This is a genomic window from Candidatus Methylomirabilota bacterium (genome assembly GCA_035315345.1).
Classification (GTDB): Bacteria; Methylomirabilota; Methylomirabilia; order Rokubacteriales; family CSP1-6; genus CAMLFJ01.
Genome location: DATFYA010000058.1, coordinates 46,128 through 63,883 on the forward strand (window position 1 = coordinate 46,128; position 17,756 = coordinate 63,883).

Genomic DNA, 17,756 nt, shown 5'->3' on the forward strand with positions numbered 1-17,756 from the left:
GCTAGACCAGCTCGAGCTGCGCGCGGCCCCACGCCACGTCTTCCTGGCGCATCGGATTCACCGAGGCCGGTCCCTCGTCGGGGGCGGTGGGCCCCGCGCCGGCCACGGTGGTGCGATGCATCACCCGGCGATACCGCGACTCGTCCCACGGGCGACCTCGGTGCAGCATGCAGCGGTTGTCCCACATCACGAGATCGCCGACTCGCCAGCGGTGCGTGTAGACCAGCTCGGGCCGGGTCGCGGCCTCGCGCAATTCGCGCAGGAGGGCGCGCGCCTCCGCGGTGGGCATGCCCACGATCTCGCAGGCGTGCGAGCCCACGTAGAACGCCTTGCGCCCGTTGACCGGGTTGGCCCGCACCAGGGCCTGGCGCACCGGCGGCACCTGCGCGGCGTGATCGGGCGGCATCAGGGCGTCGTCCACCAGCCCGCGCGAGTACACGAAGCTGTGGATCGCCACCTTGCCGTCGAGGAAGCGCTGCAGGTCGGCGGGGAGGCGGGCGTAGCCCACCCGCATGCTCGCGAACTGCGTGTCACCGCCCACCGGCGGGATCTCGCGGGCCGAGAGGAGCGAGGCGTGCGCGGGCACCCGCTTGAACGAGCTGTCGGTATGCCACATCTGGTTGCCCGCGTTGTAGAGGTTGCGCTTGTCGCCGGCCGGGATGAGGCGGTCCTCCGCGTCGACGTTGGAGAGATTGGCGATATGGATCGGGGTGCCCGCCCGCGACGCGATGCTGCGGATCGTCGTCTCCAGCGGGCCGAAGCGGCGACTGAACGCGATCTGCTGGTCGTCGGTGAGCGACTGGCCGCGGAAGAGCAGCACCGAGTGCTCCTCGAACGCGGCGACCACCTCCTGGAAGGTGGCGTCGTCCACGCGCGCCACGTCGAGATCCACGATCTCGACGCCGAATTCCGGATGGAGTGTCCTCGTCGTCAGCGACATGGCCGCCCTCCTCTCGGGGCCCCCCGCCGAGCAGGATGATAAGCGAGCGAGTCGTCGGGCCGCAACCGCTTGCGCCCGCTCGGCCGCCGGGTATTCTCTCTGCCGGGAGGCTGCCCATGTCCACCGTCTCGGCCCCGGTCACCATCCTGATCAACGAGCTCGCCGCGGGGCCGACCGCGCCCGGCACCGCGGCCACGCCGCTGCGCACGCGCGTCGCGGAGGTCGTGGCCCGGATGGGGCCGCCGCCGTGGTCGCGACGCATCATCGCGGACGAGCGCAACCTGGTCACCCTGATCGCCTCGCCGCCCGGCGGAGGCAACCGGCCGCACTGGCATCGCGAGTTCGACGAGTGGTGGGTGGTGCTGGGCGGGCGCCTGCAATGGGAGCTGACCGGCGGGGTGGTGGTGGACGCGGCGAAGGACGACATCGTGTGGGTCCCGCGCGGCGCGGTGCACCACATCCGAAACGTGGGCGACGATCTCTCCCTGCGGCTGGCCGTCGCGATGCCACCCGCGTGGCACTTCTACAGCCCGTGCGAGCAGTGCGGGTTCGCCGACGACGGCCCGCGGGAGTGGTGCGCGTAGCGATCGCGCCCGATCTTGCGCAGGCCCGCGCGCCTGCTATGCTGGGCCGCACCTCGCGGCAGCGGACAGCGGTCACCGGAAAGGGGAGCGGCTATGGCGACGGCGACGGGTCCCTCTCACATCTACGTCGGAGCGGCGCGGTGGACGTCCGGGACGAAGAGCGGCGTGTTCCGCAAGGAGGCCGGCGGCTCGCGCTGGGACCTGTCCAGCAAGGGGCTGCCGGACGACGTGCACGTGCAGGCCATCACCGTGCACCCCACCAATCCGGACGTGGTCTACGTGGGCACCCAGAAGGGCCCCTACCGGAGCGCCGACCGTGGCGAGCGCTGGGAGCGCCTGCCCTTCCCCGAGGACGGCGGTGAAGTCTGGTCGATCCTGGTGCATCCGTCGAATCCGCGCACGCTCCTCGTCGGAGCTTCGCCCGTGGGCATCTTTCGCAGCGACGACGAGGGCGCGACGTGGCGCAAGCTCGACGCCACGCAGCCCGAGCGCGTGAAGATGCCGTTCGCCTGCCGGGTGATGCGGCTGGCCGTCGATCCGGCGCGGCCCGAGCACCTCTACGCCGCGCTCGAGGTCGGCGGCGCGATGCGCAGCCTCGACGGCGGCCAGACCTGGGCCGACTGCAGCGACGACCTCGTGAAGATGTCGGAGCTGCCCCACCTCAAGAGCCGCATCGTGAGCGACAGCGAGATGGAGGGCATGCTGGACGGTCACGCCCTCGCGGTGAGCGCGGCCGCTTCCGGCACCGTGTTCCTGGCCCTGCGCATGGGCCTCTTCCGCAGCACCGACCAGGCGGCGCACTGGAAGGACATGGAGGTCGGCCGGTTCTCGCCGCTGACCTACAGCCGCGACATCCGGGTATCGCCGCAGGACCCGCGCGTGCTGTACGCCTGCCTGAGTCCCGCCGCGCGCAGCGAGGACGGCTCGCTCTACCGCAGCGCTGACCTCGGCGAGACGTGGACGCGCTTCGACCGCGGGGTGAAGGCGGAGAGCACGATGATGGCGGTCGCGCTGCATCCGCGCGACGCCGACTCGGTCTACTGCGTGAGCCGCACCGGGCAGGTCTTCGGCACCCGGGACGGCGGGCGCGCCTGGAGCGAGGACCGGCTGCCCGACGGCGTCAACGACGTCTACGCGATCGCCTGCGGATAGCTCTCTCTCCTCTCCCTCTCTCCCTCTCCCCCCTGGGGAGAGGGCAGGGTGAGGGGCCCGGTAGCGAGGGGTCCGGCAGTCAAATCCCGCACGAAGCACCGCACATCGCCGAGGTACTCGTAGCGCTCGGTATGCGCCGCCAGCCCGGCCGCCGCCGCATCGATCCCGAGCGACCGCACCACCGGCTCGGTGAGCAGCGCATAGCCGCCCGCCCGCGCGACGTCGTTCTTCAGCAGCCGGTGCGCCAGGATCACCGCGGTGCCGGTGACCCGGCTGCGCCCCCCCACGGTGTGGCGCAGGAACGGGCCGTGGTGGACCACCATCTTGAGATCGAGCCGCCAGATCTGCTGGCACGCGCCGCACCCGCACGTCTCATCCCGCTGCAGAGCGCGCTGCCGTGTCTTGAAGGCGACGAAGGCGTCCTCCAGTACCTGCAGCAGCCGGCTGCGGGGCAGCCGCGCGTCCTCCCCGCCCAGGGCGAACACCGCGTCGCCCTCGATCTCCTGGATCTCGAGCGGCGGCGACAGGTGCTCGATCACCTCGTCGAGCAGGGCGGCGATGATCTCGGAGCCGTGCTCGAGCTCGGTCGTGGTCACGAAGGCGGTGAAGCCCGACACATCCGCGAGAACCAGGAAGCCGTGATCGGTTCGGTTGTTCATGCCCGGTAGACACCGGGCCGCGGCGGCTGTGAAACGCGGCCAGGCGGAGAGCTAGACTCGCTCCAGGATGTGCAGACCGCGGCCCCGGTCGATCAGATAAATCAGGCCCCGTCCGTCGATCTCCACGTCGTTGCTCGACACGCGCGCGTGGCCGGCCGGCGGCTCGGGCAGGAAGTGGGCCACCTCGCGCGGGGCGTGCGGGTTGGCCACGTCCACGACCCGGAGGCCGTGGGCGAACCACGCCACCGGGATCTCGGTCCCGGTGACCCGTTCGCACGGCTGATGGCAGCCGGTGAACTCGGGCTGCGGCTCGCCGTCGATGCCGTCGATCTGGAAGCTCGAGATCGGCACCGGATGCCGCTCGTCGGTGATGTCCACCAGCCACATGAACGACGGCGGCCCCGGCGCGGTCTTGGCCACGTCCTCGTCGGCGGCCAGCATGATGCGGCGGCCGTGGAGCGGCATCGGCATCGGCAGCGCGGTGTGGGTCGGGGTGATGTAGGGCGGGCTCCAGTCGAGCCCGGAGACGAAGCGGGGCTTGCCCATGTCCGCGATGTCGAGGATGACGAAGCCGCCGTGCCAGTAGCTCACGTAGAGCCGGTCGCCGGATCGGATGGGATGGTGACAGCGATGATGCCGACCCGACCAGGATGGCTGCTCGCCGCCCGCCGTCCACTGCCCCGGCATCCACCAGCGCCCGACCTCCCTCGGGCGCGCCGGATCCTGCAGGTCGAGGATCATCACGATGTTGCCGACGTAGCCGTCCATCTCGGGCGAGATGTAGGCGTAGCGCCCGTCGAAGGTGAAGCGATGGACGCCGGCGCCGCCGCACTTCCAGAACGTGATCTCGCGCGGCCGTCCGGGCTGGGAGACGTCGTAGATGACGAGGCCACCCGTCACCCCGCGCGGCGGCGGCTGCGCGGGCTGCGCCTCGCGGTTCACCAGCATGAGGCCGTTGGCCGCGCGCACCTTGTGCGAGTGCGTGTGCGGCGGCACCTCGAGAGTGGCGAGCACGCGCGGCCTCGCGGGATCGCTCACGTCCACGATCGAGGTGCCGTGCGGCGCCTTCATGTGCGCCACGTAGGCGGTGGTGCCGTCGACGGAGACCTGGCCGCCGCCCGGACAGTCCAGCCAGGCAATCTGCCTCAGTCCTCCCGCGCTCGGAGCGGTGCTCGCGGCCATGTGCGCGGCAGCCTATCAGAGCGCGAGGCCGGCGCCAACCCCTGCGCATTTGACAGCCCGGGGCTCGCGTGACACAGTCACGGCAACTCGCAAAGGAGCGTCGCCATGGCCCTCTCCATCGACCGGTCCGTGCGTCCCGAACTCGGCACCGCCTATGCGCGACTCGAGGAGAAGATCCTGGAGCGGGACCAGGCCGCGGCCAGCGACATCTTCTACGACCTGGTGCGGGCCCGCGTGCCGATCCCCGAGCTGGTGGGGCAGATCGTGCGCATCCACGCGCCCTACACCCACGTGCCCTACCACCAGCGCCTCGACGACGGTGTGGTGCGCTTCGTCAACAACGACCACTGCCTGCTCAGCTCGCGGGCGGGCATCGACCTGCTGCCGCTGATGCCGCCCGAGCTGCGGTACTTGCCGTTCGCCCAGACCATCTGGTACGTGCCCACCGGGCTCGACCCGTGGAATCAGCTGCTCGGCAAGATGCCCGGCCACTACGTGCGGCTCTACGAGATCAAGTTCGAGGGCAAGCCGCCCCTGCCCGAGGTGCACTGGCCGGACCAGAGCCCGCTCGCCATCGAAGGCACCTGGTCGGAGAAGCTCAATAGCTGGCTCACCCTCGTGCAGCGCGGCGAGGTCATCAGCGCCTATCGGGTCTTCCTCGGCCTGTGGCAGGAGGCGATGGAGGATCCGGCGCGACGCAGCAGCCTGCTCGCCCAGCTCGTGTTCGCGGGCCTCATCGACGTGCAGGATCGCGTGCTCCACAACCGGTCCTACACCACCGGCCACAAGTCCTACCGCGCGCGCGCCGCCGCGGAGCTCGCTCGCGCGGTCGGCTGGGCGAACGCGCACCCCATCCTCTACGCGGGCGTGCCCGACATCGCGGTGGGGCCGCGCTGGTACTCGACCTACGAGATGGGCTGCCTGGTCGTCCAGAACCTGCTGGACAATCGCGACCGCGAGCTGCTCACCCACGATGACGCGCTCACCCCGGTGGAGTCGCTCGCGCTCCAGGAGGCGATCCTCAGCGGACAGGAGCCGGCCTTCATCGACCTGATCGTGGCGCTGCTCAAGACCGGCCGGGGCCACCGCCAGATCATCGACACCATCCAGCTCGCCTCCGCCCAGCTCATCATGGAGACCGGCGATCCCAACTCGTACTCGATGCCCCAGCACAGCTACGAGTACTGCAACACGGTGCGCTGGTTCTTCGACACCTTCGAGCACCCGCACCGGCTGAAGCTCTTGTTCGTGGCCGCCGCCTTCGTCACCCGGGCCGCGCATCATCAGAAGCACACGCCGGGCAACCATCCGGTGAAGGTCGAGCCGCCAAAGGGCTCCGACGCGCTCACGCCGGCCGAGGTGCTGCGCCGCCTCGACGACGCCCTCGACGGCCTGCGCGCCTTCGAGGCCATGGACTGGACCGCCGCGTACCTGCGCTCCGGCGCCGACCGCGACGCGCTGGTGCAGACCCTCGCGGTGGGCGCGGTCAAGGCGGGCAACGACCCGCACAACCAGGAGCTGGGCATTTGTCTGCTCGACGATTACCGCCATTCCACCGCGGCCGATCGCGACCGCCTGCTGCTCGCCTCGGCCAAGCACACCGCCGGCCACCGGAAATACGGCAGCCACCTCGACGCCTGGCGGCGCTACGCCGACGCGTTCGGCCTCGCCCGCTCCTGACGAGGCGATCCGCGTGACCCGCGGTCAATACCGCGGTGACCGAGGCGCGCGAGGCCGTGTTCGCTCATCTCGGCTGCCTCATGCTCTGGCGGGAGGGGTCCGTCCGAGTCGGCCGATCCGCTAGACCGATCCGACGCGCCGCGGTAGGCTGAATCCCGCCGGGTGTCGAGCCCCCACATCCGACCATTTGCCCGAAGCGAGGCGCCTTCCCTTCGTGCCACCTTCGGGCTTTCATGGATACTCACCCGATAGCGGAGGTTCATCGATGACAAGACGCTCGCTGTTCTTCGTGATCGCCGCGTGCGGCCTTTCGTTCGCTCTCGCCGCGTCGGCCTCGGCCGAATGTGCGTGGGTGCTCTGGTCCCAGACGCACGATCCCAAGCCGGGTGCGTGGATGCTCCAGACCGCATATCCCAACGTGGGCGACTGCACGAAGGCCATCGACCATCGGGAGAAGGAAGGTCGCAAAGCGACCTACGTGATGGAAGACGGCCGCAAGATAAAAGGTGTCACCGACCGCCGGGCCCCGACCGATCTCTTCGTGCTGTACGGCCGAGACGCCAGCAACGGCGGCGTCGTCTGGCAATGCTTTCCCGAGACCATCGACCCGCGGGGGGCCAAGGCACGGTGACGCGGCCGTGTGCGGCTTGGCTGATCCCGCGCCGCCTCGGAACAACGCTTCGCGCTACGCCGACGCGTTCGGCCTCGCCCGCTCCTGAGGAATCCGCCGACTCCCGCTTTCGGACTGAGCCGACGCGCGATCCGACGGGCGCCGCGGCGCTCCCGGCGCTGAGCGAGACGCGAACACGCGATTCCTCGCTCGGGCTAGCGCAGCGTGTTACCCTCGCCGGCATCCTTCCCCGGAGGTGCACGATGAGACTCGCCACGTGGCTCACCGCGTCATTCCTGACGCTCTGTCCGTTCGTTGCCACCGATGCCGGCGCGGCCCTGATCGACCTGGGCCCCGGCGCGTTCACGCCGCTCGCGCCGGTCATCACGTTCGACGAAGTGCCGGTCGAAACCGTAAATCCGTCGTTCACCTTCCCGAGCGTGCCGACGCTGGGTGACGTCACGGTGAGCTTCGCCGGGAATTTCGTGGGCCAGACCGCCGGCGGCGGCTTCCCCGTCACGCTCACCGATCACACACCGACCGGCCCCCTCGCTCTGGACGCCGCGTCACCGAACACGGTCACGGTGACCGATAGCGCGCCCGGCGCGACCAGTCCGGTCCTGAGCGGCAGCCCTCAATTCAACGGGCCGATCTCGATTTTCTTCAGTGTGCCGGTGGCCGGCGTTGGCCTGAAGGGCGGGTTCTTCGACGCGGTGAACAGCACCTCGATCGAGGCCTATGATGCCAACGGCAATGTGCTCGGGAGCATCAGCAACTCGGTTGAAGGGTTCGAGTTCTACGGCCTGGCCGATTCCACCGGCGGCAGCGTGATCAAGGGCATCTCGTTCTTCATCACCGGGAACGAGCCGTTCGGCTTTCAAATCGACAACGTGACCTTCGGCGCGGGCGACGTCATCAATCCGCCGACGCCGGTTCCCGAGCCGGCGACGCTGCTCCTGCTGGGCAGCAGCGCGGCCGGGCTCCTGGCCGTCGCGCGCCGGAGGAAGCGGGACCGTTAACCCGGTCCAAGGTATGGTCGAGAAGGCCCGCGTCTACTACCGCCAGGGCTGAAGCTCCTGCGCCAAGACGAAAGAGTTGCTTTCGTCATGGGGAGTGGCCTTCGACGGGTTCGACGTCGAGGCCGAGCCGGCGCGCCGCGCTGATCTCCAGCGCTTCGGCGTGATGCGGGTGCCCGCCACCATCGTGGGCGACCGCGTCGTCCACGGCTGGAATCCCCAGGCGCTGGCCGAGCTGGTCGGCGTCGCCTATCGTGCCCCGCAGAAGCTCCCGCCCGCCCAGCTGGCCGAGCGAATGGACATGGTCCTGGCCGCCACCCAGCGCGCCATCCGCCAGGTGCCGCGCGAGCACCTCGGCATGAAGTACCCCGAGCGCGATCGCACCGTGCACCAGCTGGGCTTCCACGTCTTCCGGGTCGCCGCGTCGTTCGTGGACACCCGCGAGCAGGGTCATCTCGACGGGACGTGGTTCGAGGAGAACGCGCCGGCCACGATGGCCGACGGCGAGGCGGTGGCGCGACACGGCGAGACGGTGCGCCGGCGGCTGCGCGCGTATTTCGGGAAGCCCGGCTGGTGCGACGGCGAGGTGAGCACCTACTACGGTCCGCAGTCGGCGCCCGAGCTCATGGAGCGCACGACGTGGCACTGCGCCCAGCATCTGCGGCAGATCTACTGGTTCCTCGATCAGATCGGCGTGGAGAAGGACGCCCCGCTCAGCGACGCGGATCTCGAGGGCTTGCCGTTCCCGAAGGACGTCTGGTCCTAGCGCCCCTCACCCTAGCGCCCCTCACCCTGCCCTCTCCCCGGAGGGGAGAGGGGGAGACCGAGGCGTGGGACTCGCGGACGATCTGCTCGACCTTCTTCCAGCTCGGCCGGCCGTCGAGCCGCATGCCCACCCAGCCGCGCTTGCCCACGTAGGGCGGCACGAAGTAGCGCTTCGGGTCTGCGTAGACGAGGGCTTCCTGGGCGCCGAGCGGCATCGCCAGCCACACCGCCACGTGCGGCGCCCCGTGGTGATGGTTGTCGAGCGAGGCGAACATCTTGCCTCCCACCCAGAACGTGGGGCTCGCCGTGCGAGACCTTCTCCGACGTCCCGGGCAGCGCCCGGCAGATGGCCCGCAAGCGGGCCAGCGGCTCGGCTACGTCGTCACGTGCCGGATGAACCGTTCGGGCGGGTTCTCGCCCCATTGGCTGACGAGCGCCTCCTCGGCGGAAAGCAGGTTCGATCCGCTGCGCGCGTTCAGTCGATCCGTGTCGGCCCAGCGCTCGTGCACGCGGCCCCACGGATCGGCCCAGTAGTCGTAGACCTGGCTGCCCAGCAGGTGCCGGCCCACGCCCCACATGTGGTCGTACTTGCCGAGCCGGATCAGGTACTCGTGGTCCTTGAACACCGCGTCCACGTCGGGCACCTCGAACGAGACGTGGTTCATGCCGGCCCGCTCGTTGTGCACGCAGAAGAGCGTGTGGTGATCGGTGTACTCGTCACCGCGATCGCAGCGGTTGAAGGAGCCGATGAGGTTCTCCTTCTGGCCCGCGTACACGTCGTCGGAGCCGATGAAGCCGAGGGTGTCGCGGAACCACTGCACGGTCTCCCGCACCTTCGGCGTGCCCATCACCCCGTGGCCGATGCGCTTGATCGGCGTCGGCGACTTGCGCAGCCGCATGAGGGTGCCCGCGCGCCGCAGCGGCTCGGGCCCGGTGTTCATCGGGGTGACATCCACCGCGATCGGCGGCAGCTGCTCGAGCCCCCAGATCACCTCGATCTGGTAGCCGTTCGGCTCCCGCAGCCGCACCCGCTTGCCCCCGCCCGGCTCGTCGATGGACTCGACGCTCGAGGCGCCGGGCACCGTGGCCACCCGGGTCAGATCCTCCTCGCTGGCCGCGTGGTAGGCGAAGCCCACGAAGCCGGCGTCGGGCGCCTTCTCGGTGACGTGGAGGTGGTGAGCCGGATCGGTGCCGCGCATGTAGAGCGCGGTCGGCGTGCGCGCGGCCCGGATCAGGCCGAAGTGGGTGAGGAACTCCTCCATCGCGTCCAGGTCCGGCGCGTGCAGGCGGGCCCAGGCCAGGTCTCGTACCTTGATCGTCGGCATCGGTGTCTCCTCGTTTCCCCTCACCCTGCCCTCTCCCCGGGAGGAGAGGAAGAGTGGTCAGCCCGCGAAGGTGAAGCGCGGGTCGGCGGCGGGAATCTCCGCCTCCGGCAGCTTCAGCTCGCGGCGCACGATATTGGCGCCCAGGTTGATGGCCACGCTCTTGTAGAACGCGATGCGCCGCGCGAGCCCCTCCCGTCCGAAGCCGCAGTCGGTGGAGAGGATCAGCCGCTCCGGCGGCACGTACTCGAGCGCCCGCCGGATCAGATCGGCCACGATCTCGGGCGGCTCCACCGCCGCGGTCGAATGGTTCACCACCCCGATCGCGATCTTCTTGTCGGTGCGATGCCGCGCGAGGAGCGGGAGGTCCCGGCCGTTGGTGGAGGCGCACTCCAGCGTGAGCACGTCCGCGTGGGTGGCGAGCAGGTACGGCAGCGACCGCTCGTACGACGGGCGATCCCAGTGCAGCGGCTGCTGGTTGGGATTGCCCCAGCAGGTGTGCAGCCAGACCTCGGTGTCGAGGCCGGCGATCTCGCGGTTCACCGCCTCGGTATAGAACTCCAGATCCTTGTCGGACGCGCCGGCGGCGCCCCCGATGTGATGCTGCGGCTCCTCGATCTGGATGACCCGGCAGCCCGACGCCGCGACCTCCTTCAGCTCGGCGTTGAAGATGTCGGCGAGGGCCAGGATCACGTCACGGTCGCTGCCGTAGTGGCGGTTGACCAGCATCTTGGCGAGCGACTGGGCGGTGATCGCGCCGAACTTCACCGGCCGGGTCGAGAGCCGCTGGGCCGCCTTGAAGAGGGCGGCGTACTGCAGCCCCGCGCCCGCGAGGGGGGCGCCCACCACCGCTGGCTGGTAGGCCTCCATGACCTCGTAGAGGATATGACCCGGCCGCAGCGCCCGCCAGCCGCCGCCGGTGGAGCGGTCCTGCGCGCCGGTGATGCCGCGCAGGCGCTCGATCACGTAGTAGAACCACGACTTGCCGCCCACCGTGAGGTCGAAGCGCGAATCGCCGTCGGTGACGATGTCGAGTCCGGCCATCTCCTGCTCGCGCACCAGGCACGTCACCGCGTCGAGATACTGCTCGCGGAAGCGCGAGTCGCCCAGGGCGTCCTTGAACCCACGGCCGCGCAGCTCCTCGGTGAACCAGTGGGGACGCGGGTAGGAGCCGGTGATCGTGGTGGGCAGGACGAGATCGCGGGTCGCGTTGAGCATGGCTGAGACTCTGCCGACGCGTCTTCGCCGTGTCAAGCCCGGCGCGGTTGACAAATCCGGGCGCGCTCCCTACTGTAGCGGCCCAAGACTCCGCATCGTCCCGGCCAGGAGGCCAATCCATGCGCAGACGACAGTTCCTGATGGCGATGACCGGAGCGGCGGCCGCCGCGACGGTGCGACCGGCGCGCGCGGCCGACCCGATCCGTATCGGATACTTCGGGCCGCTCACCGGCAACTTCTCGCAGACCGGCAAGGACATGACCGACGGCTTCAACCTCTTCTGGGAAGAGGTGGGCAACAAGGTGGCCGGCCGCGAGGTGAAGGTCATCGTCGAGGATTCGGATCCCGAGCCGACCGGCGCGCTCACCAAGATCCGGCGGCTCGTCGAGCAGGAGAAGGTGCACACCCTTGCCGGCGGCCTGCTCGCCGCCACCGGCTATGCGGTCGCGCCCTACGTCGAGCAGAACAAGATCCCCACGATCTACCCGGTGACCGCGCCCGACGACATCACCCAGCGCAAGCCGGTCCGCTGGATCGTTCGCACCTCGTTCACGAGCAGCCAGGCCACCCATCCCCTCGGCGACTACGCCTACAAGCAGATGAACCTCCGACGCGTGGCCACCATCAGCATGGACTACGCCTTCGGCTGGGAATCCAACGCGGGCTTCCAGCGCGTCTTCGAGGACCTGGGGGGCAAGGTGGTGCAGCGCATCTGGACCCCGCTGACCATCCAGGACTACTCGCCCTACCTGGCGTCGCTCAAGAAGGACATCGACGGCGTCTACGCCTGCCACACCGGCGGCCTGTCGCCGCGCTTCATCAAGACGTGGAGCGACGTCGGCCTCAAGGGCAAGATCCCGCTCATCGGCATCGGCACCCTCACCGACGAGAACGTGCTCAAGGGCATGGGCGACGAGTCGCTCGGGGTCATCACCTCGCTCATCTACAGCAGCGCGCTCGACACCCCGGCCAACCGGAAGTTCTCGGCGGCCTACGAGAAGCGCTACAACCGCGCCACCTCGCTCTACTCCGCGGAGGGCTACACCGGCGCGCGCTGGTACTACGAGGCGCTGAAGGCCATCAACGGCGAGGTGGAGAACAAGGAGAAGTTCCTGGCCGCGCTCCGCAAGGTGTCGATCACCGAAGACCCTCGTGGCCCGATGAAGATGGACGACCTGGGCAACGCGAGCCAGAACGTCTACATCCGCAAGGTGGAGCGGGTCGGGGGCAAGCTGCAGAACACGGTCATCCACACCTATCCGAACGTCTCGCAGTTCTGGACCTACAAGCAGGAGGAGTACCTGAAGCTGCCGGTCTACGACCGCAACAACCCCCCGTGCAAGTTCTGCGACTAGCGCGGGCCGGACGCTCGTCCATGAGAGTGCTCCGCCTCGCGTCGATCGCCGCCGTCCTGACCCTCGTCGCGCTCGCGGCCCGGCCCGCGGCGGCCGCCGAGACCATCCGCGTGGGCTACATCGGCCCGCTCACCGGCATCTTCGCGCAGGCCGGCAAGGACATGCTCGACGGCCTGAAGCTGGCCCTCGAGCAGGCGGGCTATCAGGCGGGCGGCCGCAAGATCGAGCTGTTCGAGGAGGACGACGAGGGCAACTCGGCCACCGCCATCGCGAAGTATCGCAAGCTGGTCGGGCACGACCGGATCCACGTCCTCGCCGGCGTGCTGCTGGTCAACGTGGGCAACAGCCTGGTGCCGCTGATCGAGAAGGATCAGCTGCCGACGCTGTTCCTCACCACGCCCGACGACCTCACCAAGCGCAAGATCGCCAAGTGGATCCTCCGCTCCAACTTCGCAGCCAGCCAGATCATGCATCCGCTCGGCGACTACGCGGCCAAGACGCTCAAGTACAAGCGGGTCGCGGTCCTGGCCATGGACAACGGCTTCGGCCACGAGGAGGCGGGCGGCTTCCAGCGCGTCTTCGAGGACGGCGGCGGCCGCGTGGTCCAGAAGATCTGGGTCCCCCTGAACGCGCTCGACTTCGCGCCGTACCTCTCGCAGGTCTCGAAGGACGCGGACGCGATCTGCGCGGTCTTCGTGGCCGGCCAGGCGGTGCGCTTCGTGAAACAGTACGGCGAGTCCGGCCTGCGGGGCAAGACCCCGCTGATCGGCACCGGGGTCATGATCGACGAGAGCGCGCTGCGCGGCATGGGCGACGAGGCGGTCGGCACCATCGGCTCGCTGCTCTGGAGCCCGACCCTGCAGACGCCCGCGAACCAGGCCTTCATGAAGCTGGCCGAGGCGCGGCTCGGCCGCACCCCGGCGTACTTCCACGCGGTGATGTACAGCAGCGGGCGCTGGATCACCGAGGCCGCGAACGCGCTCGGCGGACAGGTCGAGGATCGCGAGAAGATGGTCGCCGCCATCCGCCGGGCGATCGAGACCACGCCGGATCCGCGCGGGCCCATCAAGCTCGACGAGTGGGGCAATCCCACCGAGAACGTGTACATGCTGCGGGTCGACAAGGTCGGCGGCAAGCTCGCCACCACCGTGATCCACACCTATCCGGCCGTCTCGCAGTTCTGGACCTACAAGCCGGAGGAGTTCCTCAAGACCCCGCCCTACTCGCGCGAGTATCCGCCGGCCAAGCCGTAGCCCGGCGCGATGCGCTTCGGCTTCTTCTTCTGGCCCTACACCCCGGAGTACACCGCGCGCATGGCCCGCCTCGGCGAGGACCTGGGCTTCGATCTCGTCGGCATCGCCGACACGCCGGGCAACGCGCTCGACCCGTGGGTCGCCATGACGCTGGCCGCCGCCGCGACGTCCCGGGTGACCCTCGCGACGTGCGTCACCAACCTGGTCACGCGCCATCCCTCCATCACCGCGTCGGCCGCGGCCTCGGTGGACGCGGCGGCGGGAGGCCGGACCATCCTGGGCGTCGGGGCCGGCCACAGCGGCGTCGCCAACGTGGGCGGCGCGCCCAGCCGGACCGCGGAGCTGCGCGAAGGTCTCGCGTTCCTGCGGGCCGCGCTCTCCGGGACGCCCGCCGCGTGGCGCGGAGCGGCCACGCATCTGCCGTGGGTGAAGCGGGCGGTGCCGGTGTACGCGGCGGCCTCGGGACCGGCCGCGCTGCGCGCGGTGGGCGCGGCCGCCGACGGCGCCTTCGTCAACTACGGCCTCGGCGCGCCCGAGGTGAGCCGCGTGCGCGCGCTGCTCGCCGAGGGCGCGGGTCCGGCCGGCCGCACCGCCGCCGACGTGGACGTCTGGTCCATCGCGTGCCTCGACGTGGCCGAGCCGCGCGAGGCCGCGCTCGAGAAGCTCGGCAACATCCTGGGCTTCGTCGCCGCCTACATCCTGGGGCCCGATCCGGAGGGCCGCGGCGTGCCCGCCGACCTGGTGCCCGCGGTGCACGCGCTGCGCGCGAGCTACACCACCCGCCGGCGCGAGATGGATTCCGCGCTCACCCGGCGGCTCGGGCTCTTCGACTACCTGCGCGCGCGCCTCGCGATCGCGGGCACCCCCGACGATTGCCTCGCGCAGGTCCGCGCGGCCGAGGCCGCGGGCGTCACCCAGCTCATGTTCACGGTGAGCCTGGCCGCCGACCCGGTGCGCACCGTGGAGCTGTTCGGCCGGACCGTGCTGCCGCGCCTCGCGCGCGGATCATGACGGCCGCGCACTCCGTTCGTGGATGGTAGAGTACCGGGATGCGCGTCGGACTCTCGATCGATCCGCCGCTGGCCACCATCCCGCCGCTGCTCGCCGCGGAAGGCGTCGACGTCTACCAGACGGTGCTGCGTGACCCGGGCCGCTTCGGCAACTACGGCGTCCCCGAGCCCGCCGACCGCGTCGCGCTCGCGGAGGGGCTGCGCGGCCGCGGCACCTGGGGGGTGGCGCACGGCTCGCTGCTGATCAATCTCGCCAGCGCCGAGGGGCGCATCCGCAACTCCTCGGTGTCGAGCCTGCTCGCCGATCTGAAGGTCGCCGCCGAGGTCGGCATCGACGCGGTCTGCTTCCACGTCGGCTACTCGAAGGGCCACGCGAGCCTCGACGAGGCGCTCGCGATGGCCACCCGCAAGCTCGGCGAGCTGATCGAGCGCATGCCCGCCGGCCCGCGCCTGCTGCTGGAGAACTCCTGCGAGGGCAGCGAGCTGGGCCAGACCATCCCGGAGCTGGCCCGCCTCGTGCGCGACGTGGGGGCGCCGGCCGAGCGCTTCGGCCTGCTCATCGACACGTGTCATCTCCACGCGGCGGGCTTCGACCTCGCGGGAGAGGATGCGGGCCAGCGCCTGGCCGACGCCCTCGCCGCCGAGGGCATCCTCGAGCGGGTGGTCGCCTTCCACCTCAACGACTGCCAGCTCCCGTGCGGCGCCCACCGCGACCGTCACGCCACGCCCGGCACCGGCACCATCGGCATCGGCGTTCCCAGCGTGGCGCGTCATCCCGCGTTCGCGACGCTACCCGGCGTGCTGGAGGTGTCCGTCGAAGACGCGCGGCTGGGATTGCAGTACCTGCGACAGCACGGGGCGCTGGCCGGCTAGCGTCCCCGGCCGGCCCGGACTACTTCGGCATCGGGTTGACCTGGCTCGGGGCCTGCTGGTTGTAGGCGGGCTCTCGCCAGAGGAGCATGGCCTTGTAGGTGGTCGGCTGCGCGCCCTGCTCCACGATGAGGTAGACCTGATCGGGCAGGCTCTGGTTGTCGTTCTCCCCGACCACCGCGGCGATGCCCTGGCTGAGGTCGATGCTGCCCGACACGTAGCGATCCCACACGGTGCCGCGCGACTCGTAGGCCCAGAGAAACGCCAGCGGGTATTTCACCGCCGCGCTGCGGGTGCCCCGCGTCGGCACGTACGGCTGGAACTGGCGTGGGGGACCGTCGCCCTTGAGCACCGCGCGATAGAGCCGCTCGGGCCGGCCGCGGCCGCTCGGCAGCACCATCCACACACTGCGCTCTCCCGGCTTGCCCTCCCAGCGCACCTCGTCCCAGATCGGATGGCCGTCGCCGCCGGGTCGGATCTCGGCCAGCACGCGCGTGGTGCCGTAGGCGCGGGCCACGCTCTCGCTCGCCCACCGCAGCGTGCGGTCGCCGAGCACCACCCCCCGCGACATGGTTGCGTCGTCCAGGCTCTGCTGGAACCGCTCCAGCCCGGGGCCGGACGCGCCGTCGTGCAGCTCGGCGGCCTTTGCGTAGGCGTACAGCGCGGTCTCCCAGAGGTTGACGACCTCGAGCCGATACTCGACGGCGCGAGCCGGTGCGGCGGTGACGCCGGTCAGGAGCCCGGTGAGCAGGAGACCGATCAGGAAACGACGTGTCGCCATGGCGCCGTCCCTGGATGGTACTCTCTTGAGCCGATGCCGCAACGGATTGTTCCCCGGCGCGCGGTGGCCGCGCTCTTCCTCCACCGCCAGCATCTGGCCCGCCCGCGCGCGCACCGGCTCACCCCGGCGCGGCTCACCCGCTTCGCCGAGGACGTGGGCGGTATCCAGATGGACTCGATCAACGTGCTCGAGCGCGCCCACTACCTCACGGTATGGAGCCGCTTCGGCCCGTACGACCGGGCGCGGCTCGACCGCCTGGTGTATCGCCGCCGTCTCCTGCTCGAGTACTGGGCTCACGCCGCGTGCCTCGTGCCGATCTCGATGCTGCCGTGGTGGAAGCGGGCGATGCTCGACTACCGGATCCGGCACACCGGGTGGTCGGGCTGGCTGCGCACGAACCGCAAGCTTCTGGCCAGCGTGGTGGAAATTATCCGGGCGAACGGGCCCATGAGCCACGGCGACCTCGAGGGACGCCGGCCGCCCCGCGGCCGCGGAGGCTGGTGGAACTGGCGACCGGCGCAGCACGCGCTGCACTACCTGTGGATGACCGGCGCGGTGACGATCCACTCACGGCGTCACTTCCAGAAGCGCTTCGACCTGATGGAGCGGACGGTGCCGGCCGCGTGGGCTGCCGAGGCGGTATCGGCCGAGCAGTTCCACCGCTGGCACATCGAGCGCTCGCTGCACGCGATGGGCGCCGCGCCGGAGATCGACCTCACCCACTACCTCACGTATCCGCGCGGCGCGACGGCCGCGCGGCGGGCCGCCCTGCGCGCGATGCAGGCGGACGGTGAGGTCGCGAGCCTCGAGGTGGAAGGCACGAAGACCCCGTGGCTCGCGCTGGCGCGTGACGTGCCGCTGCTCGCGCGGGCCGCGCGGCGGCCGGCGGCGTCGGTGGGCACCACGCTGCTCGCACCGTTCGACTCGCTCCTCTGGTACCGCGAGCGCGTCTCGCGCCTGTTCGGCTTCGACTACCGCATCGAGGTCTACACGCCGGGACCCAAGCGCGTGCACGGCTACTACACGCTGCCGATCCTGCACCACGGCCAGCTGATCGGCCGGCTCGACGCCAAGGCGCAGCGGGCCGAGCGCCGCCTGGACGTGCGCCACGTCCACTTCGAGCCCTGGGCCGCCCGCGGCCAGGCGCGCACCGCGGGCGAGCCGGCGGTGGACCGCGACGCCATGCTGGCGGGCCTCGCCGAGACCCTCGCCTCCCTCGCCCGCTTCATGGGCGCCGACCGCATCACCATCGAGCGCGTCACCCCCGCCCGCCTCCGCGCCCCGCTCCGGGGTCAGGTCTTGCATTACGACATTTCGGGAACGGGCTGACTCCCTCGCGCGGAAAAATGTCGTAATGCA

Annotated in this window: 17 protein-coding genes and 1 pseudogene; 11 read left to right on the forward strand and 7 right to left on the reverse strand. The window is 70.4% G+C overall.

Annotated elements, in window-relative coordinates:
• Position 1: 1 nt before the first annotated feature.
• Positions 2 to 940, reverse strand: a complete 939-nt coding sequence (locus tag VKN16_06985; GenBank protein HME93942.1) for a TauD/TfdA family dioxygenase — start codon at positions 938 to 940, stop codon at positions 2 to 4.
• 116 nt (positions 941 to 1,056) lie between these two features.
• Between VKN16_06985 and VKN16_06990 the strand changes: the two genes are divergently transcribed.
• Both VKN16_06990 and VKN16_06995 read left to right on the forward strand, forming a co-directional pair.
• Complete coding sequence (locus VKN16_06990) at positions 1,057 to 1,524, forward strand: cupin domain-containing protein (protein ID HME93943.1); 468 nt, start codon at positions 1,057 to 1,059, stop codon at positions 1,522 to 1,524.
• A 93-nt stretch (positions 1,525 to 1,617) separates the two neighbouring features.
• The gene (locus VKN16_06995; protein HME93944.1) at positions 1,618 to 2,676 is read left to right on the forward strand and encodes a hypothetical protein; all 1,059 of its coding nucleotides are present in this window, start codon (positions 1,618 to 1,620) and stop codon (positions 2,674 to 2,676) included.
• On the opposite strand, the gene VKN16_07000 is transcribed toward VKN16_06995, so the two are convergent.
• The gene (locus VKN16_07000; GenBank protein ID HME93945.1) at positions 2,655 to 3,335 is read right to left on the reverse strand and encodes a DUF2652 domain-containing protein; all 681 of its coding nucleotides are present in this window, start codon (positions 3,333 to 3,335) and stop codon (positions 2,655 to 2,657) included. The two genes, VKN16_06995 and VKN16_07000, sit on opposite strands and share 22 nt — an antisense overlap.
• Before the next feature lie 51 nt (positions 3,336 to 3,386).
• Positions 3,387 to 4,517, reverse strand: a complete 1,131-nt coding sequence (locus VKN16_07005) for a hypothetical protein (protein HME93946.1) — start codon at positions 4,515 to 4,517, stop codon at positions 3,387 to 3,389.
• Positions 4,518 to 4,622: 105 nt separating this feature from the next.
• Between VKN16_07005 and VKN16_07010 the strand changes: the two genes are divergently transcribed.
• From VKN16_07010 to VKN16_07025, 4 genes and pseudogenes are all read left to right on the forward strand, one after another.
• On the forward strand, positions 4,623 to 6,197 hold the full coding sequence (locus VKN16_07010) for a hypothetical protein (GenBank protein HME93947.1): 1,575 nt from the start codon (positions 4,623 to 4,625) through the stop codon (positions 6,195 to 6,197).
• A gap of 265 nt (positions 6,198 to 6,462) precedes the next feature.
• Entirely contained in the window at positions 6,463 to 6,828 is a 366-nt protein-coding gene (locus VKN16_07015; protein ID HME93948.1) for a hypothetical protein, read from the forward strand.
• A gap of 242 nt (positions 6,829 to 7,070) precedes the next feature.
• Positions 7,071 to 7,826: a PEP-CTERM sorting domain-containing protein gene (locus VKN16_07020; GenBank protein HME93949.1), complete on the forward strand. Its 756-nt coding sequence runs from the start codon at positions 7,071 to 7,073 to the stop codon at positions 7,824 to 7,826.
• 70 nt (positions 7,827 to 7,896) lie between these two features.
• Positions 7,897 to 8,589: pseudogene (locus VKN16_07025) on the forward strand (hypothetical protein).
• On the opposite strand, the gene VKN16_07030 reads toward VKN16_07025, so the two are convergent.
• From VKN16_07030 to VKN16_07040, 3 genes are all read right to left on the reverse strand, one after another.
• Positions 8,537 to 8,863 (reverse strand): MmcQ/YjbR family DNA-binding protein, encoded by a 327-nt coding sequence (locus tag VKN16_07030; GenBank protein ID HME93950.1) that lies wholly within the window; start codon positions 8,861 to 8,863, stop codon positions 8,537 to 8,539. The pseudogene VKN16_07025 and the gene VKN16_07030 overlap by 53 nt on opposite strands.
• A gap of 99 nt (positions 8,864 to 8,962) precedes the next feature.
• On the reverse strand, positions 8,963 to 9,913 hold the full coding sequence (locus VKN16_07035) for a catechol 1,2-dioxygenase (GenBank protein ID HME93951.1): 951 nt from the start codon (positions 9,911 to 9,913) through the stop codon (positions 8,963 to 8,965).
• Positions 9,914 to 9,970: 57 nt separating this feature from the next.
• Positions 9,971 to 11,128 (reverse strand): cobalamin-independent methionine synthase II family protein, encoded by a 1,158-nt coding sequence (locus VKN16_07040; GenBank protein ID HME93952.1) that lies wholly within the window; start codon positions 11,126 to 11,128, stop codon positions 9,971 to 9,973.
• Positions 11,129 to 11,247: 119 nt separating this feature from the next.
• Here VKN16_07040 and VKN16_07045 point away from each other — a divergent pair, with 119 nt between their 5' ends.
• Genes VKN16_07045 through VKN16_07060 form a run of 4 tightly spaced genes read left to right on the forward strand, consistent with a single transcriptional unit; the run spans position 11,248 to position 15,619 of the window.
• Complete coding sequence (locus VKN16_07045; protein HME93953.1) at positions 11,248 to 12,483, forward strand: ABC transporter substrate-binding protein; 1,236 nt, start codon at positions 11,248 to 11,250, stop codon at positions 12,481 to 12,483.
• A gap of 20 nt (positions 12,484 to 12,503) precedes the next feature.
• Complete coding sequence (locus VKN16_07050) at positions 12,504 to 13,736, forward strand: ABC transporter substrate-binding protein (protein HME93954.1); 1,233 nt, start codon at positions 12,504 to 12,506, stop codon at positions 13,734 to 13,736.
• A gap of 9 nt (positions 13,737 to 13,745) precedes the next feature.
• Entirely contained in the window at positions 13,746 to 14,747 is a 1,002-nt protein-coding gene (locus tag VKN16_07055) for an LLM class flavin-dependent oxidoreductase (protein HME93955.1), read from the forward strand.
• Positions 14,748 to 14,785: 38 nt separating this feature from the next.
• Positions 14,786 to 15,619: a TIM barrel protein gene (locus VKN16_07060; GenBank protein HME93956.1), complete on the forward strand. Its 834-nt coding sequence runs from the start codon at positions 14,786 to 14,788 to the stop codon at positions 15,617 to 15,619.
• A gap of 19 nt (positions 15,620 to 15,638) precedes the next feature.
• On the opposite strand, the gene VKN16_07065 is transcribed toward VKN16_07060, so the two are convergent.
• A complete protein-coding gene (locus VKN16_07065; protein HME93957.1) occupies positions 15,639 to 16,397 on the reverse strand; it encodes a hypothetical protein in 759 nt (252 codons plus the stop codon).
• 33 nt (positions 16,398 to 16,430) lie between these two features.
• Here VKN16_07065 and VKN16_07070 point away from each other — a divergent pair, with 33 nt between their 5' ends.
• Entirely contained in the window at positions 16,431 to 17,726 is a 1,296-nt protein-coding gene (locus VKN16_07070) for a crosslink repair DNA glycosylase YcaQ family protein (protein ID HME93958.1), read from the forward strand.
• The last annotated feature ends 30 nt before the right edge of the window (positions 17,727 to 17,756 follow it).